The organism is Sporosarcina sp. ACRSM, assembly GCF_022346545.1.
Classification (GTDB): Bacteria; Bacillota; Bacilli; order Bacillales_A; family Planococcaceae; genus Sporosarcina.
Window position 1 is genome coordinate 705,539 of the sequence record NZ_JAKRNU010000001.1, and the last position, 16,278, is coordinate 721,816.

Annotated in this window: 11 protein-coding genes; 7 read left to right on the forward strand and 4 right to left on the reverse strand. The window is 44.4% G+C overall.

Features of this window, described 5'->3' with window-relative positions:
• Positions 1–147 precede the first annotated feature (147 nt).
• The 5 genes from MHZ95_RS03395 to MHZ95_RS03415 all read left to right on the forward strand — a co-directional run bounded on the left by MHZ95_RS03395 (position 148) and on the right by MHZ95_RS03415 (position 9,394).
• A complete protein-coding gene (locus MHZ95_RS03395) occupies positions 148–2,154 on the forward strand; it encodes a methyl-accepting chemotaxis protein (protein WP_239389079.1) in 2,007 nt (668 codons plus the stop codon).
• A gap of 375 nt (positions 2,155–2,529) precedes the next feature.
• Positions 2,530–4,281 (forward strand): methyl-accepting chemotaxis protein, encoded by a 1,752-nt coding sequence (locus tag MHZ95_RS03400; RefSeq protein ID WP_239389080.1) that lies wholly within the window; start codon positions 2,530–2,532, stop codon positions 4,279–4,281.
• Positions 4,282–4,349: 68 nt separating this feature from the next.
• The gene (locus MHZ95_RS03405; protein ID WP_239389081.1) at positions 4,350–7,472 is read left to right on the forward strand and encodes a non-ribosomal peptide synthetase family protein; all 3,123 of its coding nucleotides are present in this window, start codon (positions 4,350–4,352) and stop codon (positions 7,470–7,472) included.
• On the forward strand, positions 7,472–8,137 hold the full coding sequence (locus MHZ95_RS03410; RefSeq protein WP_239389082.1) for a 4'-phosphopantetheinyl transferase family protein: 666 nt from the start codon (positions 7,472–7,474) through the stop codon (positions 8,135–8,137). The genes MHZ95_RS03405 and MHZ95_RS03410 overlap by 1 nt, the downstream gene beginning before the upstream one ends.
• Positions 8,138–8,278: 141 nt before the next feature.
• Complete coding sequence (locus MHZ95_RS03415) at positions 8,279–9,394, forward strand: M20 metallopeptidase family protein (protein WP_239389083.1); 1,116 nt, start codon at positions 8,279–8,281, stop codon at positions 9,392–9,394.
• A 111-nt stretch (positions 9,395–9,505) separates the two neighbouring features.
• Here MHZ95_RS03415 and MHZ95_RS03420 read toward each other — a convergent pair whose 3' ends face one another.
• Positions 9,506–9,823, reverse strand: a complete 318-nt coding sequence (locus MHZ95_RS03420; protein ID WP_239389084.1) for an RpnC/YadD family protein — start codon at positions 9,821–9,823, stop codon at positions 9,506–9,508.
• A 475-nt stretch (positions 9,824–10,298) separates the two neighbouring features.
• Here MHZ95_RS03420 and MHZ95_RS03425 point away from each other — a divergent pair, with 475 nt between their 5' ends.
• Together MHZ95_RS03425 and mntA are read left to right on the forward strand one after the other, a co-directional pair.
• Positions 10,299–10,718: a nucleotidyltransferase substrate binding protein gene (locus MHZ95_RS03425; protein WP_239389085.1), complete on the forward strand. Its 420-nt coding sequence runs from the start codon at positions 10,299–10,301 to the stop codon at positions 10,716–10,718.
• Positions 10,711–11,016: a type VII toxin-antitoxin system MntA family adenylyltransferase antitoxin gene (gene mntA, locus MHZ95_RS03430; RefSeq protein WP_239389086.1), complete on the forward strand. Its 306-nt coding sequence runs from the start codon at positions 10,711–10,713 to the stop codon at positions 11,014–11,016. The genes MHZ95_RS03425 and mntA overlap by 8 nt, the downstream gene beginning before the upstream one ends.
• Before the next feature lie 160 nt (positions 11,017–11,176).
• Here mntA and MHZ95_RS03435 read toward each other — a convergent pair whose 3' ends face one another.
• From MHZ95_RS03435 to MHZ95_RS03445, 3 genes are all read right to left on the reverse strand, one after another.
• Positions 11,177–12,940 carry an L-lactate permease gene (locus tag MHZ95_RS03435; RefSeq protein ID WP_239389087.1) on the reverse strand — a complete coding sequence of 588 codons (1,764 nt, stop codon included), beginning with the start codon at positions 12,938–12,940 and terminating at the stop codon, positions 11,177–11,179.
• Positions 12,941–13,197: 257 nt separating this feature from the next.
• Positions 13,198–13,980 carry a fumarylacetoacetate hydrolase family protein gene (locus MHZ95_RS03440; protein ID WP_239389088.1) on the reverse strand — a complete coding sequence of 261 codons (783 nt, stop codon included), beginning with the start codon at positions 13,978–13,980 and terminating at the stop codon, positions 13,198–13,200.
• A gap of 123 nt (positions 13,981–14,103) precedes the next feature.
• Positions 14,104–16,278: a malate synthase G gene (locus MHZ95_RS03445; protein WP_239389089.1), complete on the reverse strand. Its 2,175-nt coding sequence runs from the start codon at positions 16,276–16,278 to the stop codon at positions 14,104–14,106.

The window sequence follows — 16,278 nt, forward strand, 5'->3', positions numbered from 1 at the left end:
GGGTTTATTTTTGCATCAATCGAAATGCATTCCCTAGTCACTACCTTGAATATTCTAAATACTACTACTTTATACACAAGTCTAAAGTATTCAATGAAATAGCCGAAAATGATTAGGTATACTACTTTTTTAGAAAGAGAGAGGGTAATGGATTTGTTCAAATCGATCAAAACAAAACTGATCTTCACAGTGATGATACTCTTTCTAATTGGCGTTATCACAATGAACGCCGTTAGCATCATCCAAGTGAAAAATAAAACCGAAGAAACCGTCATCGACCAAAGCACGGTCTTTGTCGAAGAAATGTCCAATTCGATTGAGAACTACCTCGGTCAATTTGACAAAGGGCTTCACCAACTATCAAACTCCCCTACCATTCAAGACTTTATGGAGGCAGGAGGGACGGAAAACACAGAGAACGCCTTTCTTCCAACAGTTGAAAGCGAATTCAACCAGTTCTTAGGCGTCTACGAGGATGCCGTTTTCGTCTACTATGCATTGACAAATAAAGATATGATTCATATCCCTTATGTGGAGTTGGATGCTGATTTTGATCCGACCAGCCGTGAATGGTATCAAGAAGCGGCCAAAAACCCGGAGAAAGTATATTGGACAAATCCTTACGTCGATATCGCCACCGGGGATCACGCAGTAACAGCTGCGAAAGCGGTTCAATCCAACGGCCAAGTTGTAGGTGTCATCGGTTTGAGTATCGAGCTATCTGCACTCACCGAAACCATTTCAGAAATGAAGCTAAGCTTTGATGGTTACTCTACGATTTTAGATTCGGAAGGAGTTGTCATTGCCCACCCGACATTGAGCGGAGACAATGCGATGGAATTACCTTTCATCGCGGAGATGTATGCTTCCGGAAAGGAAAGCGGTGACATCCAATACCACTACGAGGGCGAAGATAAGGCGCTCATGTTCACAACAATCCCTGAACTGGATTGGAAAGTCGCAGCCGTTTTCGATCAAAAGAGCATTAACGAAACGGCGACCAGCTTACAGACGACCATGATACTTGCCGCATTGGCAACACTCGTCCTATTCTTCATTGTCCTCTATGGCATGATCAGCCGGATGATCAAACCGCTTGGACAATTGAATTTGCTGATGGACTCCATTTCACAAGGCGATTTGACGGTACGCTCAGATATCAAATCCAATGATGAAATTGGAGAACTTGGAAAACATTTCAACATCATGATTGAAAATATGAGCAACATCATTTCCGTCGTCCATGACTCGGCTTCGAACGTTCGGACAAACTCTGAAAGTTTAAGCGCGGTCGCGGAAGAAACAAGCGCATCGAGCGCGGAAGTTGCACACGCGGTTGGGGAAATTGCACAGGGTGCATCCCGATCAGCCGAAGACGCGGAACTCGTTACAGAACGTGCCGATCTACTCGGACAACAAATTAACGAAATCACAGTGAAAGCAGATGTTATGTCCGACATCGCGACAAAAGCCGGTGACATGAACACAAACGGACAACGACAAATGCAAACATTGACCCACTCTTTCAATGATTGGGAACGCAACTTGCAGTCAATGGCTGATGCGATTGGAACATTGGAAGGAAAAGTGATAGCCATCGGTGGCGTCATGGAAACCATTACAGAAATCTCGGCGCAGACAAACCTTCTTGCGCTGAACGCAAGCATCGAAGCGGCCCGTGCCGGTGAACATGGCAAAGGCTTCGCCGTCGTCGCCGATGAAGTGCGCAAGCTTGCGGAACAATCTGCACGCGCTACGGAAGAAGTAAAAGTGACCGTCCAAGAATTGCAATCCGAATCAAGACTTGTCACCGAGCAGATGAACGATACGCGTGAAAACTTCCATACCCAAGGCGTCGCCGTCCATGATACAGGAAAGACCTTTAGTGAAATTTCAGCATTAATGACTGCTATGCAAGATTCCATTGATGCGGTGTACGAAGGCATTCAAAAAGTCGCCGCCCATAAAGCGGACGTCTCGGAAACGATCCAAACGATGGCCGCAACCTCACAAGAAACCGCCGCCGCTTGCGAAGAAGTGAGTGCTTCAACAGACGAACAGCTCCGTGCCATCCATTCCGTAACGGATGCTGCAGAGACGTTGACCGAGTTGAGCGAGGAACTGAGTGAGGCCGTGAATCGGTTTAAAGTGTAAAGAATAAAGTTCAACTTTAGAAAGCGTTCAGGACAATTGTCTTGAACGTTTTTCTAATTCTACATTAGATTTCTCAACACTCCCAAAAATCAAAATACGTCAATACTCCTATAAAAAGTTGTGGATTGCTAGTTTAATAGGTATACTTAACTATCGAAAGAAGAGAATGAAACAGTCTTATTTATCATGACTTTACACCTATCCGATAATAATAAACAGTGCAATTTAATGACTTACTGATAGGAAAAAAGTTTATGATGAACAGTTCGCTAACCGGTTATAGCGCCCTCTATTTGACTTATTCATTCAACGATAGATGTCATTTCGGTCATCCTGATAACAGGTTGTCCATTTTCCATTTTTAGGAGGAGGAGCATGAAAAGAATAAAAGTGCGGAACATGTCGCTCAGTATGAAGTTGACAGCCATTATGATTAGTATTTTATTAGTCTTCGGATTAGTCACGACAGGCATTTCCTATTACATTGTAAAAAATAGTAATTTAACAGATATGGATCAATCCCTCCATGATAAAGGGTTGATTTTATCACAGACGATCAATCGCAATACATTGCAATCTGCCTTAGAGTGGCCGAGCGCCGAAAATCCGGATTCCATTCAACTGACGAAAGAAATGGATGCCATTAACGATGAATCAGATATTATTACGAATTTATTCATCATTACAACAGATGGGAAGAATATCAATGCACCGGTTCTTTCCTCAAGTATTTTGGATTTTGGTGCAGTCTATAACCAAGACATGATCGAAATGGGGCTCTCGACAGACTTCCTTGCAAGGATTCAGGAAGTTTTTGAAACGAAGAAAGCGACAGCTACCGAAATTTATAGTGATGAATATGGTAGCTATAAAACGGGGCTTACACCAATTTTTGCGGATGACGGCACCATGCTGGCCGCCTATGCAATCGACTATGATGTGTCGATGGTAACTGCAAAAGCGATGTCGGAATCATTGTGGACTATCTTTGTGACGCTCCTATTCCTCATCGTTTCGTCCATCGTTGTGTATTCGCTTTTGAAACGAAAGCTGACACCTATTCAGCAACTATCCAAACTGTCTAAGAAAGTGGCGGACGGAAATTTGGAACTGGAGCCTCTGCCCGTTAAATTTAACGATGAGATCGGTGTGCTGACAGCTAACTTTAACCGGATGATCGAATCGCTTCGAACTGTCATTCAAAGCGCGACAGCTGTTTCCGAGCGCGTTTCAAATTCTGCGCAAGTCCTGTCATCCAATATGCTCCATGCAACAGATTCTTATAACAGCGTCACTGCATCGATGCAGGAAGTGGCGAGTGGTTCGGAGTTACAAGTGCAAAAAGCCCAACAAACTTCAGCGACAATCGAGGAGATGAGCATCGGTATCCAGCGGATTGCGATGACCTCTAACCAGATTACAGAATCCTCCATCACCGCATCGGAAGAAGCTGAAAAAGGTAATGATTCGACTAACAAATCTGTGTCGCAAATGAATGCCATCAGCAAAGCGGTCAATGATTCAGCTACATCCGTCAAATTATTAGGTGAGCATTCCAATAAAATCGAAGAGATTGTCGGAATCATTACAGGCATCGCTTCCCAGACGAACTTACTCGCCTTGAATGCTGCCATCGAAGCAGCCCGCGCAGGTGAGGCAGGAAAAGGTTTTGCTGTTGTCGCGGACGAGGTGCGAAAACTTGCGGAACAATCCGAGGCATCTGCAAGGGAAATTTCTACACTGATTTCCCATATCCAACGCGATACGAATGAGTCCGTCAAAATGATGACGCATGCTGTAGAGGAAGTGGATCACGGCTTGCTGATGATCAATGAATCCGATAAATCATTCAGTCACATTTTAATGTCCATACAACAGGTTTCTAGTCAAATTCAGGAGTTATCAGCTACCATTGAAGAAATGGCTGCAGGTACGGAAGAAGTGACTGCATCTGTGCAGAACATGGAAGAATTCTCGATCCACTCAAGGGATAATACGAAAACTGTAGCCGAAGTATCCGCTTCCCAGTTACAGTCGGTTCAACAAGTTTCAGAGGAAGCACAGGTCTTGACGGAGCTATCTGATGACTTATTGAAAGTCGTTCATACTTTCATAGTGAAACAATAACAATTGGGTATTCAATGGAATTGATTTTCCATTGAATACTTTTTTTGAGAAAATAGGAGTTGTTAGCATTGAATTCAACAGTACAACAGCAGTCATTCCTTATAGATCGCATGCGATTGTTAACGGATGAGGAAAAGCGTCTGTACCAAACGTTAAACGAGACGAACGCCTTTTATGAGCAAGACAAAACGATACCGGAAATCTTTTATCGCTCGGCAGCAGCATTCGCGGATCGCATCGCTTTATCTTTTGATGAAGGTGAGATGACATATCGCCAGCTCAACGAACAATCCAATCAAATCGCCCATATGCTAAAAGCGAATGGCATGCAGAAAGGTGATTTTGTCGCCATTGTGATGGAGCGCAGCAAGGAAACCGTCGTCAGCCTGCTCGGTATTCTGAAAGCGGGCGGTGTCTATGTGCCGATCGATCCGAGTTATCCGGAAGAACGTTGTCATTACTTATTAAACGACACCGGTGCGCCATTCATCTTGACGAAAGAAGAGCATATGGCATTGTTGGCTGGTTTTCAAAATGGTTCCCGCACCATCCTCACGTTGACTGGAATGGAAGACGCGTTTTCAAGGGAGAATCTGTCGATTGATCTGGTCCCAACCGATCTCGCTTACATCATTTATACGTCCGGCTCCACCGGTAAACCAAAAGGAACGATGATCCAGCACCATTCCGTCATCAATTTAATCGCAGATCACCAACGAATCTATCAAGCATCGGAACAGGACGTCTATTCGCAATTCATTTCCTATAGCTTTGACCCATCCATCACGGAAACATTCACCGCTTTCTTCTCCGGTGCGCGATTACATATGCTGACAAGCATCGAACGGGTATCGATTGAAGCATTCGCCGATCGCATTGGACTGGAAAAAGTGACAGCCGCTACCGTACCGAACGCTTTCTTTACACAACTTGCCACCCACCTTCCTGCCGAGCGCCAGGACGCATTGGCATCGCTCCGGTATTTATCGGTCGGTGGTGAAGCGTTGCTGCCTGCCGTAGTTCAAAAATGGCAGGAGAAGTTTGGAACCGCTACGGAAATCATCAATGTGTATGGACCGACAGAATGTACCGTCGTAGCGTCCTATTATAAAGTGAAAGACGAAGTGAAGGAATGTCAATCAAGTATCCCGATCGGAAAACCGATTGCCAACTATGAAATGTATGTGGTCAATCCGGACGGTCAGCTTTGTCCGGTCAATGAACCGGGCGAATTATGTATTGCCGGCGTTGGATTAGCCGCCGGTTATCTTCATCAACCCGAACAGACGGCGAAAGCCTTTGTTCCCCATCTATTTTCAGACGAGCCCGGAAAAAGAATGTATCGTACAGGTGATATCGTCCGCCTATTGCCAAGCGGTAATATCGAATTTGTCGGCCGTAAAGATTCACAAATCAAAGTGCGAGGTTTCCGAATCGAACTCGGGGAAATTGAAGCCGTATTAGGAAACGAACCAAACATTCAAGAAGCAGTCATTATTGCGAAGAAAATGACGGACGGCAATAATAGCTTATTTGCATACTATACGGTAGCCGAAGGAGTCCAAGTGACCGAAGCAGAAATCAGGGATTATTTAGCAAGCAACCTACCCGACTATATGGTGCCGGAACGCTTCATCGAAGTCGAAGAAATGCCTTTATCCCCTACCGGTAAAATCGATCGGAAACAATTGTCGGAGATGGAAGTTGCACTAACCCAGACAAGCAGTTATACCGCACCGGAAAATGAGGTGCAACAACGATTGGCCGATGCCTGGACATATGTGCTCGGCTTGGAGCGCGTCGGGATTCATGACAATTTCTTCCACATTGGCGGCCATTCATTAAAAGTCTTAGAGATTCTCGTACAAGTGAAAAAGCATCTACCGGCATTAACGATCCAAGATTTCTTCCAATACCCGACCATCGCGGAACTGGACAACTATTTGCAGAACGTGCAAGTGACAGACGAAGACATTACCGAAAGAACTACAGACTTCGAACTGAAGGAATTGAAAGAGCCTGCCCCATTCGCAACAATTCAAACTGCAAAACCTTTGCCGATGCAAGCGGTTCTGTTGACCGGTGCAACCGGCTATTTAGGGAGCCATGTCTTGTATGAACTATTGGTTGAAACGGATGCACACGTCTACTGTCTTATCCGCCCAAGTGCAAATGCGACCCCGGAAGAAAAATTGCTTGATCAGATGCAGTTTTATTTCGGCAAAGCGGTATCAGCCATGATGGAAGACCGGGTTACCGTCATCGAGGGCGATCTAGGAAAACCGGCACTTGGCTTATCTGTGGAAGATGAGCGCGCCTTGGCGCAAAAGATCGATGCCATCATCCATTGCGGTGCGGATGTACGCCACTTCGGTGCAGCCGCCCATTTCCAAGATGTCAATATTGAAGGAACGAGATACTTGTTGGAGCTTGCGAAACGCAAACCGGGGATTCATTTCCATCATGTATCAACCATCGGCATTCCAGAAGAACTTGCCGCGAGTCAATGGTCACACTATGAAACGCATGGCGACTTCGATTATGAAGTGTCATTGGAAAATGTCTATAACAACAGTAAACTGGAAGCGGAAAACCTTGTCCGGAACGCTGGAAAAGAGCAGATCCCCGTCTCCATTTACCGGGTCGGGAATTTATCGTGTCATTCCAAAACAGGAAAATTCCAGCGCAACATCGATGACAATGCATTTTACCGCATGATGAAGTCAATGCTTTGTCTAGGCAAAGCACCGGAAGCGAACTGGCATATCGATTTCACGCCGATTGATTACGCAAGCCAGGCACTTGTCGCACTCGCTCGCCAGTCTGAATCGAAAAACCATATCTTCCATTTATGTAACCCTGCCCCACTGGCCTATGCTGACTTTATTGAGATGATAAAGGAATTTGGCTATCAACTAGAAATAATGGAACCAAATGCATACGAGGATTGGCTCGTAAACGGGGATCATTCACAAGACATGCAGGAGTACTTGGCATTGGCCATCGCCCAACTGGATGGCGACGGTGCTGGCGATTCACCATTCATTTTCAATAGTGATCGAACGCAAGCATTACTGAAACAGACAGCAGTCAAATGTTCAGAACCCGATCCAATTTTTGTCCGAACGATGATTGAATATGGAATGGAAATAGGCTATTTCCCAGAACCGTTACTTGTCGGCGTAAAGTGATGGCAGCTTGCCAATTATTCGTCCTTCCCCTTGGCCCAAAGTGTACGCAATCCGAAATCGCAACGCTCCTCTCCTCCCTCCCAAATGAGGAACAGGAGCGAATTTCGAATTATAAACATTGGCAAGATCGCCAACGGACCTTGCTTGGGAGCGTATTGGTACGATGGATGCTCCATAAATTTACGGACATGCAGCACCTATTCATGAAACGCAACGACAACGGCCGCCCATATATAGCTGACAATATATGTTGGAATGGCGATTTCAATCTTTCCCATTCAGGCAATTGGATTGTTGCTGCACTTACCCATCATGGCCATATCGGGGTCGATGTGGAAAAAATCGGTCCGTTGAATGAAGAACTCCTGACTTATGCCTTGTCAGAAACTGAACTGGAAATGATTCATCAACAATCTCCTGTTAATCAAGTCAAAACATTTTTCGAGCTTTGGACCACGAAAGAAGCAATCTATAAAACAGGATTGGTTCCGGATGCTACACCACAGCCGTTGGACACGATGGAATGGATGGACAAACTCTATACACAGTCGTTGTATATAGATCCGGATCATCCCGTGACAGTTTGCTTGGATCAAAAGCCACCGTCTATGGAACTGACAATTTTAGATAGGAGTCAACTCATTGAATGCAAGCCCATCCGCTAAAATGGATGGGCTTGTTTTTATTTAGTTACGATAATCGGAATTCTTATAAGAAAAAAATCAACTATGAAAAGTAAAAGTTTAGCGTTCATTTAATAGTATATGTAGTAATATTAGAAAAACAGCATCTTTGGAGGTTGTAAATTGAAAGTCCAAAATTATGAATTAGTAAAAAAACTACGGCACGAATTGCATCAGCATCCCGAACTGTCGAACGAAGAAGTTTGGACAAAACAGTATTTAATGGCTTTTTTGCAAGCGAATACAAGTCTGGAAATTGTAGATAAAGGAAATTGGTTCTATGCGATTTACCGGGCTGGGAAGGATCAGTCCAATATTGCTTTCCGTGCGGAGATGGATGCACTCCCGATGGATGAAGTCCTCGAATTGCCATGGGCTTCTACATTCCCTGGAAAAGCCCATAAATGTGGTCATGATGGCCACTCCGCAACGCTGGCAGGTTTGGCACTTGAAATCGATCAAGAAGGTGCAAACAAAAACGTCTTTTTCCTTTTCCAACCTGCCGAAGAAACAGGCGATGGGGCGATTCAATGCGTCGAATTCATCCAGGAGCACAACATTGATGAAATTTATGCCTACCATAATATGAGTGGTTTGCCTTTTAAAGCTGTCGGCATTATCGATGAAACGATTATGTGTGCATCAAAAGGGATGACCATCCACTTGGAAGGCGCACCAGCCCATGCCAGTCAACCAGAAACGGGCATCAACCCTTCGTTCGCCATCGGAAATATTCTTGGCGCGATTCCTGAATTCACCGATCAAGGGAACAATAAAGGGCTTGTCCTCTGCACAGTTGTCCAAATTGATGTAGGTGAAAAAGCGTTTGGCATCGCCGCTTCAAAAGGAGATCTTCGGATGACAATCCGTGCATTTTACGAGGAAGAATTAGATAGACTCCAAGAAAACCTAGAAAACTTTGCAAAAGCCCAAGCGGAAGAATTCGGATTGAAAGTAAGCTTCCAATACAACGATGAATTCCCGGAAACGTTCAACCACAAAGAAAGTGCAGATAAAATCCGCTTAGTGGCCGAAACAAATGGAATAGAGCTAGTGGAATTGAAAGAAGCAATCCGTAGTTCAGAAGACTTCGGACATTTTACTAAATCAACAAAAGGCGCCCTTTGCTTTATTGGAAACGGAGAGGATTATCCACATATTCATACGAATACATATGACTTCCGGGATGAACTTATTGAATCAGGCGTTGAACTATTTAAGGGGCTTATAAAGGGGTAAAGTAATTCTCAACAATATAACTTATCAAAACGCAGCCAGAATCTTTGACTGCGTTTTGTTGTTTTAGCTAATGTAGGTGTTATGTTTTTTTGCTAATTATAGGATATAGAATTACTGCTCAATCGAGTTAATAATCTCATTGATTTTCTCTAAAGGAACCCCTGTAACTTGGACAATATCTTCCATTGAAAAATTTTTCCCATACATTCTTAAGACGATTTCTCTTTTTTCCAACTCGATTCCTTGTTCCAATCCCAGCTCTATTCCTTGTTCTATTCCTTGCTCTATCCCATCTTCTCTTGCATCAAGCTCCCGTTGACGGATATCTTTTAGTTCACGTGCTCTGTATTCTGCAAGTCTTCTCGTCTCTGGATTTTGACTTAACCGTTCAATTTCTTCGTATGCTTCTTTCATGATTGGACTTTCCAATGTCAACTCCTCCTTTGTTTGTTGATCGCCTTTAGATTTCAATCCACGCACTCACAAGGAGTGCGACTATTTTTCGTTCCTGTCATGACATAGGTAGAGTAATTTCAATCCACGCACTCACAAGGAGTGCGACTGCGAAGAGATACTGAATAATCATCCTGAACGGTGTATTTCAGCATTATTCTCTCTTTTCATTCTATCAAATTTGAATGGTTCCGCAAAATACGCCTCTTGTTTTAATAAAAAAGCCGTTTTTTTGGTGCGAATCCCCCGGGATTTTCATGTGTGCTTCGGGTTCGCACCAATCCATAAGAAGATGAGACGTTCAACATATTATCCGTCATTGAATAGCCTCGACGTAAGCCCCAAATATAAAGAAAGCTTACCTTTTCGGTATGCACGACAAATAGCCGTCTTGGACATTTTTTGATGGTATAATGTCTGAAAGAAGGATGGGAATAGGAGTGAAGAATCCATGACAGATGCAAACCGCAAATTAAGACAAAGCTTTGAAAATCTGAAGAAAGCTTTAAACCGTTTGGAAGAAGCGCTCAACGAGGACCAAGGGAATAGTCTAATCGTGGATGGAACGATTCAACGCTTTGAATTTACAATTGAAATCTATTGGAAAATGTTAAAAAGATTATTGCTTAGTGAAGGAATTGAAGCGAAAACTCCTCGTGAAACTTTGAAAGAAGCCTATCAGGTGGGATGGCTTCAAAATGAACAAGCATGGTTGCAAATGCTGAAAGATCGAAACGAGACTTCGCATGCTTATGATGAAGAAATGGCTCGAAAAATCCTACAAAACATCATCCAGTATTATCCGGAAATGAAAAGTACTTTTCATAAGCTCGAAAGAAAATACATGTCGGGAAATGATCAAAATGAATGATGCGCTTATCAACCAAATAATAGGAATAGCTAACAGTTACCCTGAAATCCAATCCGTTCTCTTATTTGGTTCGCGAGCACATGGCGATTTCACAGAACGGTCCGATATTGACCTAGCTGTAAAGGCTCCAGAATTATCCGAAATGAAATGGCTCTTGTTAACAGAACAAGTAGAAAATGAAATCGATACTCTCCTCAAAATAGATGTCGTTTTATATGATCATGCTTCAGAAGCATTACGAGAACAAATCGATGAATGTCATAAAGTGATCTATCAAACGTCGAATTCGAGAAGCTAATAAATTCCGTTAGATTTTTTAAACAAAACGCGACCTGTAATTTTAGGTCGCGTTTTGTTACCATATTAACGCAGATGTTATAGCATGCTTTGTAATGGTTGGTTATCTTAAAGGTAACAAATTTCTCCATCTCACTTGAAGTCCAATGGCTATTAAAATTTTATCGATTCACTAATAACTCCGCTCGCCTACGGTTCGTTGCAATGATATAAATCGCTATACAAGCAATGAGCGCCGCAATGAACGTACCAAGATTGAAGAGCCCTTTATCGGCGTACCACACGATTGAATAGCCAATCGAGCCTGTCAATAACGCGTAGTAGGCAAACGGGAATAAGGTTTTTCGGATAATGGCTCCTTCTTTTCCGACCAATCCTACGACGGCAGAAGCGGCGACAACGTTATGCACACAAATCATATTTCCTGCCGCCCCACCAACTGCTTGAAGCGCCACGATCCATGTCGCGTCAATGCCGATCTGCATACCTACATCATATTGGAACAATGCGAACATCATATTACTGACCGTATTACTCCCCGCAATAAAGGCACCGATTCCCCCAATAAATGTAGCGAAGAATGGCCAAAAATCGCCTGCTAGCGCTGCGGCTCCCTTTGCCAATTCAATAGGCATTTGCTCATATCCTGCTGCCCCACCACCTGAATTCAAGAAAACTTGGACCATTGGAACGGTGAACACAAGGGCTGTAGAGGCGGCGATCATCGTTTTACCCGATTGAGCCCACGCACGCTTGTATGCTTGTTTATTCATTCCATGTAGGAAAAAGGTGATGACGGAAACAACAATAAAGATTGTGCCCGGCGAATACAATGGCTGAAAGCTTGCCGTAATGCCCGAACCGAAAATATCTTTAAGACTTAACGTCCATGATTGCGCCCACTCCATCAATGGCAGCGCTTTCAATCTAGTTAAAACTAAAAGAATTCCGATGATGATATACGGTGCCCACGCACGAACCATGCTCATGCTTCCACTTTTATGGGCAATATCTTTGATTTCCAGCTTGCCGCTCCATTCCGGATCCCACTTCGACTTTTCTTCAAAGTCCCATACTTCATCTTTAGGAGGCATGAGAAACCCTTTTTTGGCTGCAGAGACGACGATAGCTAAACCGACTAATCCACCGATCATGGACGGAAACTCGGGACCTAGAACATTCGCTACGATGACATAGGGAATCGTCATAGCAAAGGCTGCAAACAAAGCGAACTTCCACACTTTAATGCCTTCAGTGAACGATTTATTCTTCCCGAAAAACCGGGTCATGAGCGCCACTACAAAGAGGGGGATCAGTGTCCCTGCGATCATATGCAGGATGGCCACTTGTCCGCCGATCGCGGTGACAAATGCCAGCATATTGTCCGTAATACTTGCATTGGCAGATAAGCCTGTCTGAACCCCGACGAGCATGGGCGTTCCCACCGCACCAAAGGAAACCGGCGTGCTTTGAATGACCATCCCGGCAACAACAGCCGCCATTGCCGGAAACCCTAACCCCACCATTAGCGGTACTGCGACGGCAGCAGGTGTTCCGAATCCGGCAGATCCTTCAATAAAAGAACCAAAGAGCCACGCAACAATAATGACCTGAACGCGTCGGTCCTCTGAAATATCTGTGAAACCCTGCCGTATCGTCCGGATCCCGCCGCTTTCTTGCAGCGTGTTCAACAGCAAAATCGCACCGAAAATAATGAACAACAACGTCCCGGCTACAACAAGTCCATTAATGGACGCTGCTGCAACATTTGCTCCCGGCACCTTCCAAACAAATAGAGCAAGTACAATTGCCACCAAATAAGAAATTGGCATCGCTTTACTTGCAGACCACCTGAGACCGACTAAAAAAATCGCGACCGCTAAAATAGGTAAAAGTGATAAGAATGCTAGCATCCCCGTACTCATATTCATTTCCCTCCCCTATTCAACTTTGATAGTACAGCTTACTCTAGTGATTTTAACAATATGCCGAAAACCCGATTTAATGAAGAACATTAGATGAGAAGTGGGTACCTGCTGAAAAGATCATCGTTGTTATAAAACAACTCGGACGCATGTACTGTTGGATAATCAAAAAACCTGAAAACCTCTTGAAGGTATTCAGGCATAGCGAAAGACTTTCATCACGCGATGTTAATAAGTCAACGTAAATATATAATTTGTTAGCGGATTTCCGATACCACTTTTGCTGTTACAAACGTATTTCGAAGCGTTCCGATCTCGTTAATGGTACACGCAATGACATCTCCATCCCCAACAAACTCCGCACCTACAGGACTTCCTGTTAAGACGACATCGCCTGGCTTCAGGGTCATCACTTCTGTCAAATAAGCAAGCATTTTGCGCATCGGAATAATCATTAACGCCGTTTCGCTGTGTTGTTTTTCGACATCATTCAGTTTCGCTTCGACTCTCACTTGGAAAGGATCAAGTTCCGTTTCAATAACAGGGCCTAGCGGCGTGAACGTGTCAAACGATTTGCCGATTGTCCAATGGCCATCTTGATGGAAAAACTGAGGAGCTGTAACGTCGTTGCCAACGGTATAACCAAATACATAATCCAAAACTTCTGCCTCAGGGACATTTTTTGCTTCTTTTCCAATCACAATTGCCAATTCCGATTCAAATTTCACTTGATCGATGCCGGCTGGGATAACAATGTCTTCTTCCGGACCAATGACGGATGAAGTTGGCTTCAAGAAAAAGACCGGGATTTCCGGTAGCTCACTTGGAAGGTCTGCTTTTTGAGAAACATAGTTTGCACCGATACCAATGATTTGGTTTGGCTCCAATGGCGCTAAAAGTGTCACCTCACTCACTGAAAACGTTTCACCCGTATACGCCCAATCACCAAATAGATCACCTTTTATCACTTTCAACGTATCCTCAGTTCGTACGCCTTGATAAACAGCAGAACCCTTCACCTTAAATCTAGCAAATTTCATTGTAGCGCTCCTCTCACGTTCCGTTTCGTCCCGATTTTTTGCCATTGCAAATATTAGGTGAAAACAAGGCACCTAATCGAATAGAATGCCTTGTCATCTCCTTCATTTTCCACTTGCTGTTAATTATTTCACCGCTATTTCAGCTTTCGCTTCCAGACGTCGGCGATGCAGGATCGGCTCCGTGTATCCGCTCGGCTGATCGTAGCCTTTGAAAACAAGGTCACAGGCTGCCTGGAACGCTACCGAATTGGCATAGTCCTTCGCCATCGGCACATAATTGGCGTCTCTGGCGTTTTGCTCATCCACCACTTTTGCCATACGCTGTAAAGTCTCTAGGACCTGGTCTTTTGTACAAATGCCATGATGGAGCCAGTTAGCCATATGCTGACTCGAAATCCGCAATGTCGCACGGTCTTCCATCAGCCCTACATTGTTAATGTCCGGCACTTTGGAGCAACCGATTCCTTGGTCGATCCAGCGAACGACATAGCCAAGAATCCCCTGTGCATTGTTATCCAATTCTTGCTGAATTTCTTCGGCACTCCACTGTGGATTCTCTTCAACTGGAATTTGCAAAATCGTATCCCGCAAATCTTGCGCTTTTTTCGCAAGCTCATTTTGTACTTGTATCACATCCACTTGATGGTAATGCAGGGCATGTAATGTCGCTGCCGTAGGAGACGGCACCCATGCCGTATTGCCACCAGCCTGTACGTGGCCGATCTTTTGCTCCAACATAGCTGCCATCAAGTCTGGCATTGCCCACATGCCTTTACCAATTTGGGCGCGGCCTTGGAAACCGCTAGCAAGCCCGACGTTCACGTTCGATTTTTCATAACCTTGTAGCCACTGGGAGGATTTCATGTCGCTTTTGCGAATCATCGGCCCTGCTTCCATTGACGTATGCATTTCATCGCCCGTACGATCTAAGAATCCGGTGTTAATGAACACAACCCGGTCCTTTACCGTGCCGATGCAATTTTTCAAGTTCAACGAAGTCCGGCGTTCTTCATCCATGACACCGATTTTAAGTGTATTCCTTTCCAGTCCGAGTAAGTCTTCCACTCGGTCAAATAGCTCGTTGGCAAAAGCCACTTCTTCTGACCCATGCATTTTCGGTTTCACGATATAGATGGAACCTTTAGTAGAATTTTGGATTGTTCCATTTCCTAACAGCGAATGTTTCGCACATAGGCTCGTAACCACGCAATCCAAAATACCTTCTTGGATTTCTTCGCCGTTGTGATCTAAAATCGCGTTATTGGTCATCAAATGTCCGACATTGCGGTTAAACATCATAGACCGTCCTGGTAGTGTCAACTTTTCTCCACTTGGGGAAGTGTAGCTGCGATCCGGATTGAGCTTCCGCGTGAATGATTTACCATTTTTCGTTAATTTGGCAGTCAAATCGCCTCTCATCAGACCGAGCCAGTTGCTGTACACGAGCACCTTATCTTCCGCATCCACCGCCGCTACCGAGTCTTCACAATCCATGATCGTTGACAGGGCCGCCTCCATCAGAATGTCTTTCACACCCGCTTGATCCGTCTTCCCAATTGCATGATTGCGGTCGATCTGTATTTCAAAATGCAGCCCATTGTTTTTCAGCAACACAGCTGTCGGGTTTTCTTGCGGCCCCTGATAGCCAGCTAGTTTTTCCTCGTTTTCCAGTGCGGCTTTATTTCCATTGGAAAGTGTGACGGACAATTTGCCATCGGTGATGCCATACTGCACAGCGTCTTTATGAGAGGCACCTGTTAATGGTGCGGCTTGATCCAGGAAGTTCTTCGCAAATTGAATCACCTTGTCGCCGCGAACCGGATTATAGCCGCCTCCTAAATGAGCGCCTCCTGCTTCACTAATAGCATCCGTTCCATACAGTGCATCATAGAGGCTATTCCAGCGAGCATTGGCTGCATTGATCGCATAACGCGCATTATCTACCGGAACGACTAACTGAGGTCCCGCTTGAACTGCAATTTCATCGTCGACGCCTTCAGACTGGACCTGAAAATCTTCCGTTTCCTGTTCAAGATAGCCGATTTCCTCTAGAAACGCTTTATACTTTCCAAAGTCCAAGTTTTTATTGTCACGATGCCAGGCATTGATTTTATCTTGGTATTCATCGCGTTTCGCTAATAATTCCTTGTTCCTTGGCGTCAGGTCACGGACAAGCTGTGAAAAATCGGACCAGAACTTTTCTTGATCCACACCACTTCCCGGAAGAGCCTCTTTGTTAATAAATTCATAAAGCTCAGATGCCACTTGCAGATTATTCGTTTGAACGTAGTTTGTCAT